This is a genomic window from Mucilaginibacter sp. A5337, assembly GCF_059690695.1.
In genome coordinates, this window is the sequence record NZ_JCAWEC010000004.1 from 547,229 (window position 1) to 565,918 (window position 18,690).

General features: G+C 40.5%; 16 protein-coding genes. 3 read left to right on the plus strand and 13 right to left on the minus strand.

Annotated elements, in window-relative coordinates; all coding sequences use genetic code 11:
• Positions 1-43 precede the first annotated feature (43 nt).
• From AC59JO_RS16380 to AC59JO_RS16415, 8 genes are all read right to left on the minus strand, one after another.
• Positions 44-367, minus strand: coding sequence for an FtsB family cell division protein (locus AC59JO_RS16380; RefSeq protein WP_497306513.1), 324 nt, complete (start codon positions 365-367; stop codon positions 44-46).
• A 173-nt stretch (positions 368-540) separates the two neighbouring features.
• The gene (locus tag AC59JO_RS16385; protein WP_497306515.1) at positions 541-1,908 is read right to left on the minus strand and encodes a DEAD/DEAH box helicase; all 1,368 of its coding nucleotides are present in this window, start codon (positions 1,906-1,908) and stop codon (positions 541-543) included.
• 151 nt (positions 1,909-2,059) lie between these two features.
• Entirely contained in the window at positions 2,060-2,596 is a 537-nt protein-coding gene (gene lspA / locus AC59JO_RS16390; RefSeq protein WP_413669667.1) for a signal peptidase II, read from the minus strand.
• 331 nt (positions 2,597-2,927) lie between these two features.
• On the minus strand, positions 2,928-4,223 hold the full coding sequence (gene eno, locus AC59JO_RS16395) for a phosphopyruvate hydratase (protein ID WP_090528991.1): 1,296 nt from the start codon (positions 4,221-4,223) through the stop codon (positions 2,928-2,930).
• Between the two features lie 509 nt (positions 4,224-4,732).
• Positions 4,733-5,470 (minus strand): DUF2490 domain-containing protein, encoded by a 738-nt coding sequence (locus AC59JO_RS16400; RefSeq protein WP_497306518.1) that lies wholly within the window; start codon positions 5,468-5,470, stop codon positions 4,733-4,735.
• A gap of 257 nt (positions 5,471-5,727) precedes the next feature.
• A complete protein-coding gene (locus tag AC59JO_RS16405) occupies positions 5,728-6,852 on the minus strand; it encodes an ABC transporter permease (protein ID WP_497306520.1) in 1,125 nt (374 codons plus the stop codon).
• 140 nt (positions 6,853-6,992) lie between these two features.
• Positions 6,993-7,757 (minus strand): ABC transporter ATP-binding protein, encoded by a 765-nt coding sequence (locus AC59JO_RS16410; protein WP_413669664.1) that lies wholly within the window; start codon positions 7,755-7,757, stop codon positions 6,993-6,995.
• Positions 7,758-8,318: 561 nt separating this feature from the next.
• The gene (locus tag AC59JO_RS16415; protein WP_413669663.1) at positions 8,319-8,525 is read right to left on the minus strand and encodes a hypervirulence associated TUDOR domain-containing protein; all 207 of its coding nucleotides are present in this window, start codon (positions 8,523-8,525) and stop codon (positions 8,319-8,321) included.
• A 470-nt stretch (positions 8,526-8,995) separates the two neighbouring features.
• Here AC59JO_RS16415 and AC59JO_RS16420 point away from each other — a divergent pair, with 470 nt between their 5' ends.
• Entirely contained in the window at positions 8,996-10,567 is a 1,572-nt protein-coding gene (locus tag AC59JO_RS16420) for a hypothetical protein (RefSeq protein ID WP_497306523.1), read from the plus strand.
• A gap of 296 nt (positions 10,568-10,863) precedes the next feature.
• Here the strand turns inward: AC59JO_RS16420 and AC59JO_RS16425 are convergent, their stop codons facing one another.
• The 4 genes from AC59JO_RS16425 to AC59JO_RS16440 all read right to left on the minus strand — a co-directional run bounded on the left by AC59JO_RS16425 (position 10,864) and on the right by AC59JO_RS16440 (position 13,951).
• Positions 10,864-11,577, minus strand: coding sequence for an SIP domain-containing protein (locus AC59JO_RS16425; RefSeq protein ID WP_413669661.1), 714 nt, complete (start codon positions 11,575-11,577; stop codon positions 10,864-10,866).
• 76 nt (positions 11,578-11,653) lie between these two features.
• Positions 11,654-12,505: a helix-turn-helix domain-containing protein gene (locus tag AC59JO_RS16430; protein WP_497306525.1), complete on the minus strand. Its 852-nt coding sequence runs from the start codon at positions 12,503-12,505 to the stop codon at positions 11,654-11,656.
• A gap of 105 nt (positions 12,506-12,610) precedes the next feature.
• Positions 12,611-12,937 (minus strand): DUF6686 family protein, encoded by a 327-nt coding sequence (locus AC59JO_RS16435; RefSeq protein WP_110587374.1) that lies wholly within the window; start codon positions 12,935-12,937, stop codon positions 12,611-12,613.
• 90 nt (positions 12,938-13,027) lie between these two features.
• Complete coding sequence (locus AC59JO_RS16440) at positions 13,028-13,951, minus strand: DUF6607 family protein (protein WP_497306527.1); 924 nt, start codon at positions 13,949-13,951, stop codon at positions 13,028-13,030.
• Between the two features lie 404 nt (positions 13,952-14,355).
• Between AC59JO_RS16440 and AC59JO_RS16445 the strand changes: the two genes are divergently transcribed.
• Positions 14,356-16,890, plus strand: a complete 2,535-nt coding sequence (locus AC59JO_RS16445; RefSeq protein WP_497306529.1) for a hypothetical protein — start codon at positions 14,356-14,358, stop codon at positions 16,888-16,890.
• Here AC59JO_RS16445 and AC59JO_RS16450 read toward each other — a convergent pair.
• On the minus strand, positions 16,880-17,428 hold the full coding sequence (locus AC59JO_RS16450) for a DUF892 family protein (protein WP_413669657.1): 549 nt from the start codon (positions 17,426-17,428) through the stop codon (positions 16,880-16,882). The two genes, AC59JO_RS16445 and AC59JO_RS16450, sit on opposite strands and share 11 nt — an antisense overlap.
• A gap of 644 nt (positions 17,429-18,072) precedes the next feature.
• Between AC59JO_RS16450 and AC59JO_RS16455 the strand changes: the two genes are divergently transcribed.
• Positions 18,073-18,627, plus strand: coding sequence for a hypothetical protein (locus tag AC59JO_RS16455; RefSeq protein ID WP_413669656.1), 555 nt, complete (start codon positions 18,073-18,075; stop codon positions 18,625-18,627).
• The last annotated feature ends 63 nt before the right edge of the window (positions 18,628-18,690 follow it).

The following is an 18,690-nucleotide window of genomic DNA, read 5'->3' on the forward strand; positions in this document are numbered from 1 at the left end:
TTCAGGAGTAGAGAAGGCAAGGCCTCGCTTTTTTTGCTTCTTCTTACTTCTCCCTGCTCTCCGGCACTACCACATAAACGTCCTCGTTGGCTTTTTTCATGAGGTATTTTTCGCGGGCAAATTTTTCCATTTGCTGGGGGTTGGTGGTCAGTTCTTTAAGCTCTTTGGTCACCTGGTCGGTTTGGGCTTTGTAGAAATCGCGCTCAAGCCTTAGTTTTTTAACTTGTTGGTGATATTGGTATTGGGAAAAAAGATCGTTTCTGTCAAAAAATATCATCCACACCACAAAAGCAAGGGTAACCAGAAAAAACTTGTTCTTGAAAAGATCTATAAGGCGTTTCATTGATACCGGCTGTATGATTTTCATTTAAAGCTATTTAATTTTTTCGACGGATACAAATTTAGTTTATTGGTTCATTAGTTCATCAGTTCATTAGTTCATTGGTGGTTAAGTTGTCCAACTTTTATTACAGAGATGATTTACTGCGACTTAATTTTCGAGCCTTTACCAATGAACTAATGAACCAGTGAACTAATGTATTATCCTCTCCTGGCTCCACTCATGCCGCTTTTGCCGCCGGGTTTACCGGCTTCTGAACGGCTACCGCCTGATCTTTTATTGCCACCTGAACGGTTGTTGCCTGCCGAACGACTATTGCCGCCACCGCCGCTACCCGACCTGCGGTTGCCACCACGACCGCCACCTCGTTGGCCACCGCCAGAACCACCTTTTTTAGGCGCCTCATTTATTTTAGCTGCCATAGCTGCCGGACTAAGTGGGTAAGGGTGACCTTCCTCAACCGGGATTTGTTTGGCTATCAGCTTGTGGATGTCTTTCAAAAATTCCAGTTCTTCGGCATCGCAAAATGAAAACGCTATACCATTGGCGCCAGCCCGGCCTGTACGACCGATGCGGTGCACGTAGGTTTCAGGGATGTTTGGCAGTTCGTAATTTATAACGTGTGTAAGCTCGTCAATATCAATACCGCGGGCTGCTATATCAGTAGCTATCAACACACGCGTTGTGCGGTTTTTAAAATTAGTTAACGCACGCTGCCTTGCATTTTGTGATTTATTACCATGGATGGCTTCGGCGGTGATGCCAACACGGTTAAGGTCTTTCACTACTTTGTCGGCACCGTGTTTGGTACGGGTAAACACCAGTACCGTTTTTATACTTTTATCTTTCAGGATGTGTATCAGCAATGATTTTTTATCTCCCTTATCCACATAATAAACCGCTTGTTGTATAGTATCGGCGGTAGAAGAAACCGGGGTAACTTCAACCTTTTCGGGATTGTTCAGAATACTATCTGCCAGGCTCTGGATCTCTTTTGGCATAGTAGCCGAAAAGAAGAGTGTCTGCCTTTTGGCAGGCACCTTGGCAATGATCTTTTTAACATCATTAACAAAGCCCATATCCAACATGCGGTCGGCCTCATCCAGTATCAGGAATTTAACATGCTCCAAATGAACATAACGCTGGTTCATTAAATCAAGCAAGCGACCCGGGGTTGCCACTAAAATATCAACACCACGGCGCAAAGCATCAACCTGCGGGTTTTGTGATACCCCGCCAAATATTACCAGATTTTTAAGGCCTGTATGTTTACCGTAATTGGTAAAACTTTCACCAATTTGCAGGGCAAGTTCGCGGGTTGGAGTTAAAACCAATGCTTTAATGGTTTTTTGCTCCTTGTGGGCTATCCTGTCCTGGTGTAATAACTGCAGGGTAGGGATAGCGAATGCCGCGGTTTTGCCGGTGCCGGTTTGGGCACAACCTAATAAATCCCTGTGTTGTAATATAATAGGAATGGCTTGCGCCTGTATTGGGGTAGGATTAGTATATCCCTCTGTTTTTAAAGCCTTGAGGATTGGCTCAATTAAATTTAAATTTTCGAATGACATTTGATCTTTTGTAATGTATAATGTGCTAACGCGAAAGCATAAGCGGATCTGAAGAGTTTGCTGGGCTCAAAACCGTAAGCGAACGGGTAATTACCCGCAAAGATACGCTTTTTATTGTTAAGAAAATTTTAAGAGCAAGAGCTGCACTGGATTAAGCTGCCAGCGTTTCGGTATCAGGAGCTCCCTGTTCCTTTTTTACCTTGCGGTCTTTTTGCCATGACTCCAATAAGATGAGGCCCATACCTATCATAATAGATACGTCGGCCACGTTGAATACGCCGGTTTGGAAGATACCGAAATTCATATGCATAAAGTCGGTTACACTGCCGTATAGCATCCTGTCATAAAGGTTGCCTGCGCCACCGGCTATAACCAAAACAATACCAATAGTGGTTAATTTACCTATTGACGGTTTTAACATTACATAAAACACCCCAAAGGCAAGTGCCAGTAATGGCAGTAACGACAACAAGATGAATTTCCATGGGTTTTGCAATGAGTCGCCAAGACTTAAAAAAGCACCCGTGTTTTCGGCATGAAGAATGGTGAAAAAGTTTTTGATAACAAAAATGTTATCACTGATGTGGATATGCTCCCTTACGTAAATTTTAGTAACCCTGTCAAGCCCAATGCTTACAACCAATATCAGCACTATCCCCAATATCCTCAAAATCCCTTTTCTGTTCATTAGTTTATTTTAACAATTTAATATAACGTAACTGCTTTGGTTTAATTATATGGCTTTGATTGCGGGTGCAAAGGTATGAAAATACTTGTTAGCAAGTATCTGTTTGTGGAAGATCCGAATTAAGTTAAGTGTAACAATTTTAAAAAAATGTCATGGGTAGGAACGAAGCATCTTCTTCGCCCTGTATAGCAGCCATGCTTGTTGAAGAAGATCCTTCGCTATGGCTCAGGATGACAAAGCGTGGCGGTTTATGCATTTCTATTCGGCCAGATTGTTAAAATAAAAAAGGCCATCTGCATAATACAGATGGCCTTTTGAAGTATTAAAAAGATTATTTTTTGAAGTATTTGAAATCTTTACCGATGAATTTAGCGTTAGCGCCTAATTCTTCTTCGATACGTAATAACTGGTTGTATTTAGCGATCCTGTCTGAACGTGAAGCCGAACCGGTTTTGATCTGACCGCAATTTAATGCAACAGCAAGGTCGGCAATGGTTGAATCTTCAGTTTCGCCCGAACGGTGGCTCATTACTGAAGTGAAACCGTTGGTTTGAGCTAAAGTAACTGCGTTGATAGTTTCGGTTAATGAACCAATTTGGTTTACTTTTACCAGGATTGAGTTAGCAATACCTTCGCTAACACCTCTTTGTAAACGTTTAGTGTTGGTTACAAATAAATCGTCACCTACTAACTGTACTTTTTTACCGATTTTGTCGGTTAAGATTTTCCAGCCTTCCCAATCGTCCTCAGCCATACCGTCTTCGATAGAGATAACAGGGTATTTTGCAACTAACTCGGCAAGGTAATCAGCTTGCTCAGCGCTGGTGCGGATAGCACCTTTTTCGCCTTCAAATTTAGTATAGTCGTATTTACCGTCTTTGTAAAACTCAGATGCAGCACAGTCAAACGCGATAAAGATATCTTCACCAGCTTTGTAACCTGCTTTTTCAATAGCTTTTAAAATGGTTTCAACACCATCTTCAGTTCCTTCAAAAGTTGGAGCAAAACCACCTTCGTCACCTACTGCAGTTGATAAACCGCGGTCGTGAAGAATCTTTTTCAGGTTGTGGAATACCTCGGTACCCCAACGTAAAGCTTCAGAGAATGAAGGAGCGCCAACGGGCATGATCATAAATTCCTGGAAAGCAATAGGAGCATCAGAGTGTGAACCACCGTTAACGATATTCATCATCGGGATTGGCAGCGTATTAGCGTTTACACCACCAATGTAGCGGTATAAAGGCTGACGGCTTTCCTGTGCAGCAGCTTTAGCTACAGCTAATGAAACACCTAATATAGCGTTAGCACCAATTTTACCCTTGTTTTCGGTGCCATCAATCTCAATCATTAAAGCGTCGATAGCATTTTGTTCAAACACATCGATACCTTTTAATTCAGGAGCTAAAACTTCGTTTACATTTTCAACGGCCTTTAAAACGCCTTTGCCCATGTATTTTGATTTGTCGTTATCGCGAAGCTCAACGGCCTCGTGAACGCCGGTTGATGCACCAGATGGTACAGCAGCGCGACCAAATGCGCCGTTTTCGGTTAAAACTTCTACCTCAATAGTAGGGTTACCGCGCGAATCTAAGATCTGGCGGGCATGCACATCAATTATTATGCTCATAGTGAATTGTCAGAGTGTGGTTTGAATGAATACTATTAATAACGGCGGCTAAGTTAATGTGTAAATAAGGAAAACGCAATTGAAATTTTGTATTTGTAACGATTATAGGCAATTAATGATGTGATTTAACATGAAATTAATATGTAATGGGCTATTTTTTTACAAAAAGGATGATATCTGAACCCGAATTTGTTGAATTTGCCGAACTAAAGCGTGAATAAGTATTCAATAAATTCAGATAATTCGTTTAATTCGAGCTCGGCAGAAGTATCCTGACAATCCTTCGATCTCAAAAATCATAGTTCATATTATAGCATTGCCTGCGGCCCGCGCTATCCACTCATACTGCACGAGGCCTTAGTCACATGGCCGGTATCCGCTACTATCGCTAATGCGGGCTTTAAGGTAAATAATACCTAATTCTCATCTCCGCTGTCGTGTCCTCACGACAGCATGCGTGCATTGATTTAATGCTGGTTAGTTGCCGTGAGGACACGGTAACTGGAAAATCAATCGGCAGTAGTAGGTACGTGCTCACGCTGAACCGCATTTTTACGCTGGATACGGTACATCAGGATCAGCATGATATTGTCTTTATCGCTTTTAGCTGTCGCCGAGTAATTATACTGGTTAATCCAGCCTGCCTGTAAGATCCACGATTTATCAAACTGGTAACCCAACGCAGCCGAAATTCTGTTGCGTTCAAAATTAGGGACTTTGTTGTTCAGGAATACCTCGTCAAAAGCAGAGATAAACCAGGTTTTAGCCGCAATTTTAGTATTGTTCAACGGTACAAATACGTTAAGTCGGTATCTGAAGCGGTTACGATAATCACCGTTAACCCAGCGTTGTTCTACACGGTAGCGATGCTCTAATTTTATACGGTACAGAAACTGATTGCTGGTAATTTGTTCCCAAAAGCGTGTTTCGGTAATGGTAGGGCCCCGGCCAACATCCATATAGTCATAAGTTGTGTATCGGCCGCCGCCTAAAAGCGCTGTGAAATTTTTATCAATATCGTAACTTATGCCAGCCTTTGCTTCATAGTATTGAAACTGGCTGAAAACATTGTTGGTACGGGTTTGAAACTCGGTATAACCACCCCACTTATGAGCGCTGTCGCCAGGTAGCACAACGGTAACTATTCCCCAGGTGCCTACCTTTGAATCCTGGGCCTTAACGGTAATTGAACATGTAGTTAACAAAAAGAATACTAAGGCGGCAAAACTAACTGGTTTGATTATCATTACAGGAGTTATTTCTGCAAATATATTTCCTAAATGTTATCTGAATGTTAATATTAACATGGTTAATGTTAAATTAATGTTAATTATTGAACTGACATTCTATTAGTAAATAGGATTGTAGACTTACAAAGTTTTTAAAACTTCGTAAGTCTGAATTTTACAAATTTTTATAGGTCGAAGTAAAGAGGCGGCGAGGTTGGTAATCCGCAAATCTCAAATTCCTGGCTCTTATTTCTAAAAGTCTTGCATCTTTCCCGCTATTCCCATTTAAATGTTTTCACTGCAACAGCATAAATGCCGATGAACCATGCAAAAAGTATCAGCAACTGGTGGGTAACATCGCCTAAACCAGCTCCTTCAAACGCTACCTTACGCATAGCGTCATTTAAATGCGTAAGCGGTAACATCTTGCTGATATACTGCAGCCAATTTGGGAAGGCGGTGATTGAAAAAAACGTACCCGAAAGCAGGAATTGCGGCAATGTAATAATATTAGAAAGCGGCGGCACCGAGCTTTCGTTTTTGGCAATGCCCGATACGGTAAAGCCAAAGCCCATAAAAATAATCAGTCCGATGGCCGAGAGCACCAGCATGTTTAATACTGTTGTAATGCCGTGTATCAGCGTGAAGCCAAACATATAATGGCCAACCAATATGATAAACAATGAGCCTAACAGCGAAAACGCCAGCCTTGCGATAGCTTCACCTAAAACAATGCTGTAACGTTTAACCGGGGTAGCAAAAAAACGCTTGATAACCAGCGTTAAACGCAAACTCAGGAATACAAAGGCTGTACCAAAAACGCCGCTGCTTAGCAACGAAAAGCCCAACTGTCCGGGCAAAATAAAGTCGATATATTTATATGGGCGACCGCTTATAGTTTCTTCTTTAAGATCGATTAATTTGGGTACCTGAACAGTTGTGTATGATTGGATACGCTTCAACTCTTCTGATTGAATACGATAAAAGATGTTGTTCAGGGCTGATTTTAACACGCTTCCCTTATCGCCCGATGCCTCGCTGTACTGCACATGAACGGTCATGGCCGCCGGTGGTGCAAATGGCTTAAGGTCAAGAACTGCATCTATATTTCCCTTTGCCAGATTTTTGCTCATCTCATCGGCGGTTTGATCATTGATGAGGTGCATGATCTTGTTTTTTTTCAGCGCCATGTAAACCGGGTTGCTGGCCGATGTATCGCTTCCTTTGGCTACGCCCACATCTATCGACATACCGCCCCCGCCAATATTGGCAAAAACAATGATAAATATTAACGGGAAAGCCAGTGTAAACACCACCGCCGAAGGGCTGCGTAATATCGACCGGAAACTTGCACGGGCAATTGCCAGGGTTGCTTTTGTATTGCTGTAAGGTTTGTTCATTCTTTTATGTCATTTGCCATTAGGCGTCATTAGGTCATTGAGTCATTTTGTCTGTCGGCGTCATTAGGGCATGGAGCATTTTAGAGTGCTAACTGCAAACTTAAAACTGCATACTGGCTCCCCCTTCAGGGGGCCGGGGGTTATCCTTCCCGCCATTCTTTACCGGTGAGATTGATAAATACGTCTTCCAGGTTGGCGAGTTTAACCTGCTTTTTGCGTTCAAAACCGGAGGCTACCAGCTCGTCAATAAAATGGTCGGGGGTATCAATGCCGATGATGTGGCCGTTGTCTACAAAGGCAACCCGGTCGCACAGTACTTCGGCTTCATCCATGTAGTGGGTGGTAATTACCACTGTAGTGCCCTGGTCGCGGATCTCACGGATCAAATCCCAGAGGTTACGGCGGGCTTGTGGGTCGAGTCCTGTTGTGGGTTCATCCAAAAATATGATCCTTGGGTTATTGATCAGCGTAGTAGCAATGGAGAAACGCTGTTTTTGTCCGCCGGACAGGTCTTTATATTTTGCCTTTGCTTTATCGGTAAGCGCTACTTTTTCCAGCATCTCCATCGGTGTTTTGTCAATGCCGTATAAACCTGAAAACAGTACTATCAGCTCCGACAGGTTAAGGTTAGGATAATAACCGGCAGCCTGCAACTGCACGCCTATACGCTTTTTGATACTATCAGCGTCGGTTTCAATATCAAAGCCGTCAACAATGATACTGCCGGATGTTTTGTTACGAAGGGTTTCTATAATTTCGAGGGTGGTTGTTTTACCGGCACCGTTAGGGCCAAGCAGGCCGAAAATCTCACCTTCGTAAACTTCAAAACTAATGCCTTTAACGGCTGCAAAATCGCCATAGTTTTTTACCAGGTTGTTTACAGTGATGATAGGTTGTTTTGTCATAGGGTAAAAATGCATCAGATTCATGAAATAACCATGAGTTTTTCGGTGAAGTACATAATTTTTACGGTGAAAAGGGGAGTTTTTGAGGAGACGTCATTGATCAGGCGGGTCCTGAAAAAATGTGATGACGTATAAATAAGAACATATAGTTTTGGGTTTTGCAGTTATGGTGCGTAGGCCAGCGTTAGGGATTGCAGTGTAAAGCCCACAGCGCGGGTTGGGTCTGCGGGCAGGAAAGGCGAGGACTTGCAACGGAAAGCCCGGGCCGCAGGTAACGCCCAAATTGATAATGAAAATAAAAAAAATATTTGATAATCAGAAGATTGCAATTGTGTTGTTATATAAGATACGAAGTAATCCCCGGTTTTCAGAATAGCCAATTAAGTTCGCTCTGTATAGTTTGGGATTGCTTCGTACCTCGCAATGACGACGGAGGGATACTTAAAGGTTGCTTTATTTTAATTACTCAGACTACCCCTTAGTACGAAGAAAATGAAAAAGCCCGGATGCTCATCATCCGGGCTAAAAAATACTGTTCGCAAATATTCCCCTTTCGGGGGATTAGCGGGCCTTTAATTCACTTTCAGATTTCAGCACTTTGCTGCCGTTTTTCTGTTCAATTTCATAAGCGGGCTCCTCTTTGCTGGCGTTGCGTTTAACTTTTGCGCCTTTTATAGTTTTGCTTACCGGCTTATCATGCTTTTTAACGATATGGCCTTCAGCTTCTGATTTTCCCCATTTCCAGGTTACTTCATCTCCCTTTTTCATACGCTTTACCTTTTCTGAATAACGTATGGGCTTTGTTATTGATTTGATAAAGGTGAAATAACCATCCCTCGGGGGCCGGGACTTTATTTTATTAAATGACCGACTGAGTGCGCGATAGCAACGGCGTGTTCCGCGGCTTTCATTACCAAATGGATCAATTGAATTGCAAGTAGAGTTTTCATGGCATTTATTTGTTGTTGTTTAGTGATCCAAAATTGCGCACAAATGCCTCCCTGCCGTTAGGCTTATTAGGCAAAGTAAGTATGGTTATCGGTGAACAGGGGTAAAACATCGGAGAAATGCCGGTAAAAAATTGATATTGTCGGTAAAACTTCCCGGAATGATGAAAGGCCATGTTGGCAATATATATGATTTTAATATTTTGCCTGATGTCAATTTTTATACACCAACAATTTTGTTACTTTTATTCTAAATAAGTACACAATTATCACCTAATTAATTATCACTAAATGAAAAGGACTGCCTTGTTGGTCGTGTTAATGCTATTGTGCGGCATCATTGTAAAAGCACAATTTAAATTTCTTGCCGAAAGCCCGGCCTTCGAAGAACCTGAGGCTGGAAGGGCCAAAATACTTCAGCTCAAAAATGGCAATACCATGTTTATTCTTATTGATTATAAAAAAGGAATGAACATCCGGATATATAATGCAGCACATCAGGAAACAGCCATAACTCATGTTGATGCATCATTCGGCAGTATTAATGCAGGTGTTAATGCGGTTTTTGAACTGGCCGGTGATGTTGTTATGATGATCAATGTAATTGATTCCCGTACACCTATGTTGTACCGTATTGTCATTGATGGTAAAACCGGCAATGTAAAGGACGACAAAAAAATAGCAGAGGTAAGTAAAAGAGGTATTTTTTTCGGCGAATCTGATGTTATATATGGCGGTTTGACGGCTCCTGACTTTTATGTACAGAAAGACCCTAACAGCGACAATTATGCTGTTGTAATATTTAGACGATTTGAATCTGAACAAAGTAAACGGATTGAGGTTATTGCTTACGGTGATGATAACAAGGAGATTAACCGGGCTTTTTATTCATCTCCGGAAGAGAAATATAAATATCTGCGCTGTGTGGATATGGCTGTTATTGGCAGCGAGAAGGTGAGCCTTTTGATATATGGCTACAACACCAAGGGGGCGAGTGCTAAAGATAGGTCGCTTATTTTGGCAAATTTAGATAAGGGTGCCAAAACCGTAAGTTTTACTGAGCTCGATTTTTCAAAAGATCTTATAGTTTACCAGGGAATTGTCCGCTATAACCCGGTCATGAAATCATTAATATTGTTAACACTGGTAAAAGAGAAAAGCAGAGATAACGGCTATATACCAATTATGGCTTTTGTTGACCCTTATGCAAAAAAAATAAACAGGGTTAATGTTGTTTCGCCTTCAGATCGGCTCAATCAATATTCAAAAAAAGGTTTCAGTGGGTTGCCGCAAAACCTGTATTTAAATGACGACGGCACATTTAGTATTGTATCTGAAGAAATGAAGACGTTAGTACAAGGCAGATATGTCAAAACAACTTTGGGCGATTTGGCGATAGTAAATTACAGCAAAACGGGTGAGTTTATCAATGACTATCTTATACGCAAGGATCAGGAATTACCAAATTGGTATTTAAATCCTTTTTATCAATCGGAGCGTGAGGGGACATTGCAGATCTTGGGAGATGGAAATCAATTTAAACCATTTGTGTTTTTGAGCGCAGGGCCTAAAAGTTTTGTTTTGTTTAATGATACCGAAAGGAATAACGATGCCCTGGAAAAAGGTAGCTTAGTGACTGTTAAAGCTGTAAGTAACTGTGATGGTTTTTACTATCCGCTTAAAGGCGCCGACCCTATTTTAAAACGCGATTACGTTTTTGGTAATCCTGCGGGTAAGCGCGATCATGATCTCGCGTTATTCTCTATATCTGACTACGATAGGAAAAACAATGTTTATGTAACACTGAAGCTTGAGAACCAACATGGTAATAAGGGTGTTAAATTGGTTTGGCTGCAACCGTAAATTAATGCTTGCCAAACACGAAAGCCGCTTTACAGTAAATAAAGCGGCTTTCGTGTTTTCATAGGTAGATGGATATATCAACTCACCAGGTTCACCAATGCCTGGATAACCATGGTGCTGTGCTCCTGCAAGACGACTATAACAGCTATAAGCGGATTGTAAAATGTTTTCATAATCATGTTATTTGCTGCAAATATGTGCCCCTCGCTTTTTATTAAACAGATATTTTAGGTGAAACGGCACAAAATGTCGGTGAATAAGTTGCCGGCACAGGACAAGCGCTGTCAAACCCGTTTTTATGACCAAAATCCATGCGCCCTGATCTGGCTTGACGGATACCCCTGCAATTTTAACAACTTCCGCAGTTCGCCTACCATAGTATGGTTGCCGGCAAGGTAAAATACCGAATGCTCAAGGTTATACTGTTGTTCCATTACCCATTGAATGAGGCTGTGATGCCCATATACGTCATTACGTTCAATAGGTTTTAACGGCGATTTAAAATACTCGCCAAATAAACCGCGGTGATTTTGATTGGCTATAATTATAGCGCCCGAAAAGCGGGTTGCAGGTAATACCATTTGCTGCAAAGCCAGCATATGCCCCATGCTGCTTTCGTCACCAAGACCTATGATGGCAGGAGTGCTGGCAGGAGCGTGACGGGTTGAACGAATTTTGAAATAATGAATAGCATCCCCGGTTTGTAATTCCCCGGCCCATTTACTGCCCGGGCCGCTATGCGCTGCATCAATATAAAGGGTGCAGGTGCAAGTTTCTGCATCCCAGCCGGCGGGGGTATAGTCGCGATAAGTTAGGTCGCCAACTTTTACTTTTATATAAGGTACTTCGTGCCAGTTTTGCATATCAGCCTGTGGCAAATGCAGGTCGATTTCGATCATGGTCGACGGCTCCCAGTGCCTTACTTCAAGTACCCTGCCGCTTTGCAAAAGCTGGTTTTCAAATAAGCTTCCGGCCTTTCTTTTTAATTTATGTAGAGTGGATGTTTCCATGGTGTATTGTTTTAATACTACAAAGAAACATCGAATTTTAGCCGGAAAAAATAGTAATTTCGGGGTAAAGGTTGGATTATTTACGGTGTTTGTCCCTAAATTCAAGCGGGGTGATGCATGCCGATTTTTTAAATAACCTTGAAAAATAGGTATGGTCATCATAACCCAGGGCATGTGCAATTTCCTTTACGTTGAGCCCGCTGTAATACAATAACCTTTTTGCTTCCAGCATTACTTCCTGGGTTATCCAGTAACTTACCGGGAACCCCGTGGTTTTCTTTAAAACCTCGTTAAGATATGACTCCGAAACATTAAGCATCCCCGCATATGCCGATGGGCCTTTAACTGTACGCACATTTCTCAACAACAGCTTTTTAAACTGATGTGAAATTTGTGCCGGTCGTGAAAGTTGCTTTTCGGGTGTATGCACATTGCTAAAAGTGGCTGCTGCCATACCGGCAAATGATTGTATAAGTGATTGCAAAACAGGCAAAAAGAAAGCGCTGTTGTCATCCTCGTTATTTTTTTCACGCAACAGGCAAAGGATCTGCTGGTATTGCCTCAATTCAACGTCATTAAGTTGATAAGGCTGTTGCAGAAAAAGTTGGTTTTCAAAAATACTCCGAAAGTCGGATGGGATGTGTTGTGTGTCGATAGCTACATACCAGCCGCCGGCAATTGAATTATTTATCCGGTGGTGTACCTGTCCCGGCAGGATATAATAAAATGTGTTTTCGCAAAAATGAACTTCGTTAAAATCTATCATCAGCGAAGCCGAGCCGCTTTCAATCAAAAAAAACAGGTAATGATCATCACGATGGGCGCCCATAGGCGCTTTTTTCGAATCCTCTTCGCCGCTTTCAAAGTGCCTGATCTCGAAGCCGGTATTTGTTCGTTCATGTAGCTGATGTACAGGTATATCTTTCATTTTGCCGGATAGGTGTTGTATTTAATATGTTAATGTAAGTTTTAGCAGGGAAGTTTTAATGTTCCGCAGTTAAAGAGTTTATTTTAATCAGGATAATTTCAAAGCTTATTTGCCACCTTCAACCATTGCATAAATTTCCTGCATATAAATGGCTTCATCCATGGAGGCATGGAAATCTTCCCACTCGTCAACAGTAAAAGTAAGCTGGATATCATTGACAGGCGTGCGCATCACCACGCGTTCCTGCCCATCCGGAAATGGGAAGGAGTGGTCGCCGAAGTCGAGATCAATCGCGAAGTTTTTAAACTGTATAAATTGATCGGGTGTAAAGCTAAGGATCAGGTTGTGGTGCCATATAAATAGGCATTGGCATTCGGAGCAGCGGCTTACTACCGATGTTCCCTTCTGGCTGAGTATTTTAGCATCGCACATAAATTCCGGTAATTAAAATTGAATTGGTGCCTGCTCTGCCGGTTAAGCGCCTGATAAAAGCAACTAAACTACAGAACAGGACTTTATATTTTAAATATTAGTAACCAAATAGTTGTTAATAAGCTTTTGGGCTTCTGTTTTGCTTTTTTGTACATCCCATTTTTCTTTTGCCGATTGATCGGCAAGATCAAACAAACGTTCATAAAGCAGTTTGCCATCCACTTTTCCTTTTAGTTTGATGATGGGACTTTGAGCATAAACCTCGTCCCATACCTGCCGGACGGCGGTCCAGTAAGGTTGTTGTTTTTGCCACCAGCCTTTTGCAAATGCAAACCTGGCTTCGTCGGTTTTGGTAAATTCTTCATACCCTTTTTCGCGGGCCAAAAGTTTATCGCCACCGGCCGAACGGATTATCTTTTGATTGTCCTGCTCAAACATCCATCCGTTTGGAGTTAAATAGATCCGGTTGCCGCGGCGTAATACGTTGTAATCGCTGCGCTTGGTAAACTCACGGCGGGGCAGGGGCGAATCGCATTCACTTTGCCAAAAGTGCTTGCCATCGGCATGGATCCAGGTCCCTATACTTTCATAACGCGGACTATCATCAACCTGGAAAACTTTCTGCACCCAACGTCCCCTGGTTTCGGCCGTTTTTAATGTGGCTTTTTTCCAGGTACTGTTTTGATCGAAATTGAGCAAGGTTGGTTCTTCGTATACCCAGTCTTCGCGCCAGTGTTTTATTACTGTACTATCGCCCACAACTAATAAATGCTGAATAACTATTTTTTTTGGCGAATCTTCTTCAATGGCAGCCCATTCATATCCCCATGAATGATATTGCGGGTGGTTATGGTATGCGGTATCCGGCGAAAAAGTTTCGGCATAATCAAACGTTACTTTATAGAATCCGCCAAGTGTGCGGATGGCGGCGCGGTCCTGATCAAATTTTGATTGTGCTTTAAGATTTGTCTGAACCGTGCTTAGCAGGGCTACCAGGAAAAGGATTTTCTTCATGAATAGGAAACTAATTACTGTGATGTATTAACAGGAACAAAGGAAAACCTTATTTAGAATAAATCCAAATAAAAATAAAAAAACCTCATTTGTAATTGTATAGCCGATTGGAGGGATGGGAGTGAAGATTTTAATTGTTCATACACTTCAAAAAATTATTGACAAATCCATGAGGCGTTTGCAGTTATTGCTTTGCCATCATGAACCACATCAACGCTTAATATTTTATTCATTTCATTCATCTTGGTAGTTTGGCCTTCCAATAACTATATTTAAGCATAAAATTATTGTGTAAACCATAAATAGCTTTTACGGTAAAAAGTATAAAAGCAATAAATATTATCAGCGTATTATTGGCGTACCCCCTTAGCGATAATAAGTTTTGATGAGTTGAAACGCCAATTATGACCAGTTTTTCTAAATATTCGGAGAGCCTAAAAAATTGTGTGCTTATAACTGCAGGGTTGTCAAATATTGCTCCGGCTGATTGTAAGACACTTGAAGCTTACATTCTTGACAAAACCAAACAGCGTGTTAGCGAAACAACGTTAAAACGGATTTACGGTTTTGCGTACAGTAAGTTCAATCCATCGATGTTTACCCTCAATACACTATCACGTTACTGTGATTATGAGGGTTGGGACGATTTTTGCAAAAAGCACGAGGCCGAATCAACCCGGCAAAGCAATACTACTGTTGACTGGGACCTGTTAAAAACAAATGCCGGTAAAATAACTTCGTTTACACTTCAGGCAATCAAAAACAAAACCGGGATCCCTTATCCTCAAACCATCAGGAGGCAGTTTATTGATGATCATTTTGCTGCCTTTTTACAGGGGAATTATACCGCAACCGTAATTGCCGCTCCCGCCGGATATGGCAAAACCGTGGCCCTTTGCCATTGGATTGATGAAAAACTCCAACAAAACGGCAAAGATATTGTACTGTTTTTTAGCAGCAGTGCCTTAATGAATGTGTTTTTAAGCGGGCGCGATCTGAATGATTGGATGCTTAGCCTGCTTGGCTATTCAACAGAAGAGGATATTGTTTCGTTGCTTGATGTAAGACAACGCAAGGAGGGGCGCTTTTTTCTGATTGTTGATGGTGTTGATGAGCATATGTTTAAAAACGATCAGTTTCAGCTGGTAATAACCCAGTTATTTGATATCTTTTCATTTTATCAGTCGCATGAGTGGTTTAAGCTTGTTTTAACCATGCGCTCATCAACATGGATGAATTATAATCATATGATTGAAATGGAGCAGAGCCCCTGGTTTGAAGGCTTTTTTAGCCAGCATAACCAACTGTCAAACGTTCCGTTGTTTAGCGTGCAGGAAATCAGGGAGCTTTGCCTTAAGATAAATCCTGCCATAAAAAGCTTTATAGCAGTGAATGTGGTGGAAAATTTTAATCATCCGCTATATTTTCAGTTTTACTATAAACAGCATAAGAAAAACTTTTCGCTTAATGATGTTGATCATGTAAGTGTTTATGAGCTTATTTCAAACTTTGTTTTAAACAAGGTTTACATGGGCCAGTATTCGGCCGATAAAATATATTTAATTCAGGCCATTATTGAGCAAATGGATTTTGAAAATGGTGTATTTGAAGCAAGTAAACTTGAGCTCATTAATATTATAAAGCAGTACAATCACGCCTACCTTGAATTGCTGAGCATTGGTTTTATCCGCGAGCAAAATATAAGCCGCGATTTTGAATACAAAACATCAATTGAGTTTGGTAACAATCACTTTTTTGAATTTTCAATAACCAAATACCTCCTTCATAAAAATAACAATCTTTTTGATATCGACCTCATCAATACCATTAACAGGTACTTTACCAGCGACCGCAAGTTATCTATATTAAAATGGAGCATTATTTATGCTATTAAAAGCGGGCAGCAGGAAAGTTTTCAGCTTTTATCGCAAACGCGCCTTACTACCAACGAAAAATCAGACCTTATCATCTTTTTAGGTGATTTACTTGAAAAAGAATTTAGCACGTTAAAGGACACCGAAACGTTGGTACTGTATTTTAAACAGGATTGCAGCGACGAGCTATTCGATTACTTATTTGGTTTGGAGTTCATTAATCATGATTATGCCAAAACCCTGCATACGCTGCTTAAGTTTGAGCTTTCGGATAAAAAGAAGATCCTGGTTTATACTGGCCTTGCTATCATAAGTGTATTAAAGCTTGAAATGAACAAGCTTGAAGAATATCTGAAACTACTGAAAGGTTTCGGCGCAGTAAGTTATTATGAGTTTTCGCTTGATCCTTTAAAATGCATCAATGCGATATTTCAATATTTTAAGTATGGTATTATTGACAAGGAGTTTTTTAAAGAAATTACACGTTTTTACTTCCGCCCTCCCTTGCAGCTCGAGCGCTCTGTTTCAAATGACCTTATATTTTTGTTAGCGGCGCATACTTTAAGGCTCTGCAATGAACCTTTAAAAACGCTGCGTTTTGTCGCAGTGCTTGAAAAATATTATCGCCCTGTTACCAACACAGCCTGTGTGTACGACTTCTTTTTAAAGCGAATAAAAACTGAGGAGTATCTGGCACTTGGGCAAATCAAAAAAGCGATGTCACTCTATTTTGAGCTTGATGAAGCTTACAGTCAGGCAGCAGAAGCTTTTACCCCATTCATGATCGCATCGTTCAATTGCATTAAAATAATAGTGAGCTTCAATAACAGGCAGTTTTCGTTGGCTGATGATACCCTTGAGGAGTGGGCAAATCTCATTATTAATGAAATGGATTATAAATTATCAAGGGTATATATGTTTGCTTTTTTGTTGAGGAACCAATACGCGGTCAAACACTCGTCTGAACGGGTTTATAAGCATATTAACTACATGTTTTTAAAAATGATGAGCGAAAGTGGTTTGCGTGCCGATATATTTTTAAAACAAAACAGCTTTATAAGTTAATGGCCGTTTGTTGGTTGTTATCATACTTATCTATGATGAAATTGTAAAGCGCAAATTTATCTTTTGACGGGTTCAGATATTCATCTAAAAATATAGCTATTGCTCCGTTGTTTTTTTCAATAGCTATTAATTTTAATAGTTGTATGGAGCTTTTTTCTACGTTTTCAATATTTTGAAGGTATGAAAGAAGGCGCATGTCGCGTAATAATTCATCATTGTCCTGCTGATGAATGGCTGTAAATTCATCTTCAAGCAGGGCGATCAGATGATTGCATTGATCAAACGAATAATGTTTCTGAAGGGCCAGGTAGATACTATCCATAAGGGCGATGTGTTTTTCGGTTTCATCGATAGTTTCTTTTATAGGGTTATTGAGGTCCTTGAAATTGGAGGTACCGGCAATTTCTAAAAGCCGCTCGGCCAGGTGCGCATTTGCACAATAAATCCTGTTAAGATGTTCCGTAAAAAAAGTTGTCAACGTATCCGGTGCCCATTGTGCTGGATAGGGGGGGACCGTACCGGGTGTTTTCTTTTTCATTAATTGTGATCAGTCATAGTTAAATAATGCCGCTGTTATATTAGGATCTTTGTTTAAAGCCATTATGACCGATACTAAACATAGGAACGAACTATTGATAGAAAACAACTGACCGGGTTAACCGGATTTTAGGATAATTTAAGCTAATTGCTAATCGTGCTAAAGTTATTTTTTCTTTGCTTAAAACGACAAAGTTTTATACAATATTCATTCTTTTAATGTGATCGAAAAAAATAAACAACTTATTTACTTTCTTAGAAAATCATCAGGGCATTATTGAAAAATAAATCTACAGCACTCAATTCAAAATGCGTACCGATTTTGTTACATATATGTAAAATTCATAATCGTAACATATAAGTTACTGTTTTTTGAAAGCAGTGGCGTCTTGTTTTCTTTCTGGTTATTAAAATGTAGTCCTATTCTACAAGCTGTTCGTATATCTATACACGATAAGTATACATATAAGCATCATTTAACGACGATAAACTATCATATTGTATCTAAACTAATTTTGTTTAGCCAATTATTAATTTCTACAGAATATATCCAGAATTAATTATCGTGGTTTAATTTTTTTAACATATAAATTATTATTTCGCTGATTTTTATGTAGCATTGCTATTGTTTAGACTGATTATTGATTGAAAAAGATTTTCGCCATAGTAATGTTAGTTACCCATATGCTTAATTTGCTGGGTTACATGGCACTTAATCAATATTTTGTTAATAAATCAAACAAAGTTATAGCCCGCCAAATTGCCAAAGGCAAATACAATACCCGCGACCTTATTGAAATTAAGATCAAACAAAACCTGCCTTTTATACATGATTGGGATAGTTATGTTAACGTTTCCGGGCAGCTACAACTGGATGGTGTTGCATACAATTACGTAAAACTCCGGGTTACCCGCGACACTGTTTATGTGCAGTGTATCCCCAATTATGAAACCACAAAGCTGCTCAACGAAAATGTGATATGTGCAAAGAAACTAAATAGTACACCTGTTAGTAAACGCACGCACGAATCGTCAGAAAAGAAACTTGGCAGCGATGCTAAATATAACTGTCCAGAAATTTCGTACGCTTTTATAAAGTCTGCAGTACCGGTACAGCCTCCCGGCACATTTATCTATATCAGCATACCTGATCCTTTTGTATCGGTTAGCGGTCAGCCGCCTGAAATTGCACTTGTCTGAATTTATAGCTGATAATTAACCTGTTCCGTCAATTTTAAATGAATGCATTATTTGCACTGCTAC

What these genes read in the sequence shown, in the direction of transcription:
- AC59JO_RS16380 (WP_497306513.1), bottom strand. Translation starts at nt 367, where the DNA reads ATGAAAATCATACAGCCGGTATCAATGAAACGCCTTATAGATCTTTTC.
- AC59JO_RS16385 (WP_497306515.1), bottom strand. Translation starts at nt 1,908, where the DNA reads ATGTCATTCGAAAATTTAAATTTAATTGAGCCAATCCTCAAGGCTTTA.
- lspA (WP_413669667.1), bottom strand. Translation starts at nt 2,596, where the DNA reads ATGAACAGAAAAGGGATTTTGAGGATATTGGGGATAGTGCTGATATTG.
- eno (WP_090528991.1), bottom strand. Translation starts at nt 4,223, where the DNA reads ATGAGCATAATAATTGATGTGCATGCCCGCCAGATCTTAGATTCGCGC.
- AC59JO_RS16400 (WP_497306518.1), bottom strand. Translation starts at nt 5,470, where the DNA reads ATGATAATCAAACCAGTTAGTTTTGCCGCCTTAGTATTCTTTTTGTTA.
- AC59JO_RS16405 (WP_497306520.1), bottom strand. Translation starts at nt 6,852, where the DNA reads ATGAACAAACCTTACAGCAATACAAAAGCAACCCTGGCAATTGCCCGT.
- AC59JO_RS16410 (WP_413669664.1), bottom strand. Translation starts at nt 7,757, where the DNA reads ATGACAAAACAACCTATCATCACTGTAAACAACCTGGTAAAAAACTAT.
- AC59JO_RS16415 (WP_413669663.1), bottom strand. Translation starts at nt 8,525, where the DNA reads ATGAAAAAGGGAGATGAAGTAACCTGGAAATGGGGAAAATCAGAAGCT.
- AC59JO_RS16420 (WP_497306523.1), top strand. Translation starts at nt 8,996, where the DNA reads ATGAAAAGGACTGCCTTGTTGGTCGTGTTAATGCTATTGTGCGGCATC.
- AC59JO_RS16425 (WP_413669661.1), bottom strand. Translation starts at nt 11,577, where the DNA reads ATGGAAACATCCACTCTACATAAATTAAAAAGAAAGGCCGGAAGCTTA.
- AC59JO_RS16430 (WP_497306525.1), bottom strand. Translation starts at nt 12,505, where the DNA reads ATGAAAGATATACCTGTACATCAGCTACATGAACGAACAAATACCGGC.
- AC59JO_RS16435 (WP_110587374.1), bottom strand. Translation starts at nt 12,937, where the DNA reads ATGTGCGATGCTAAAATACTCAGCCAGAAGGGAACATCGGTAGTAAGC.
- AC59JO_RS16440 (WP_497306527.1), bottom strand. Translation starts at nt 13,951, where the DNA reads ATGAAGAAAATCCTTTTCCTGGTAGCCCTGCTAAGCACGGTTCAGACA.
- AC59JO_RS16445 (WP_497306529.1), top strand. Translation starts at nt 14,356, where the DNA reads ATGACCAGTTTTTCTAAATATTCGGAGAGCCTAAAAAATTGTGTGCTT.
- AC59JO_RS16450 (WP_413669657.1), bottom strand. Translation starts at nt 17,428, where the DNA reads ATGAAAAAGAAAACACCCGGTACGGTCCCCCCCTATCCAGCACAATGG.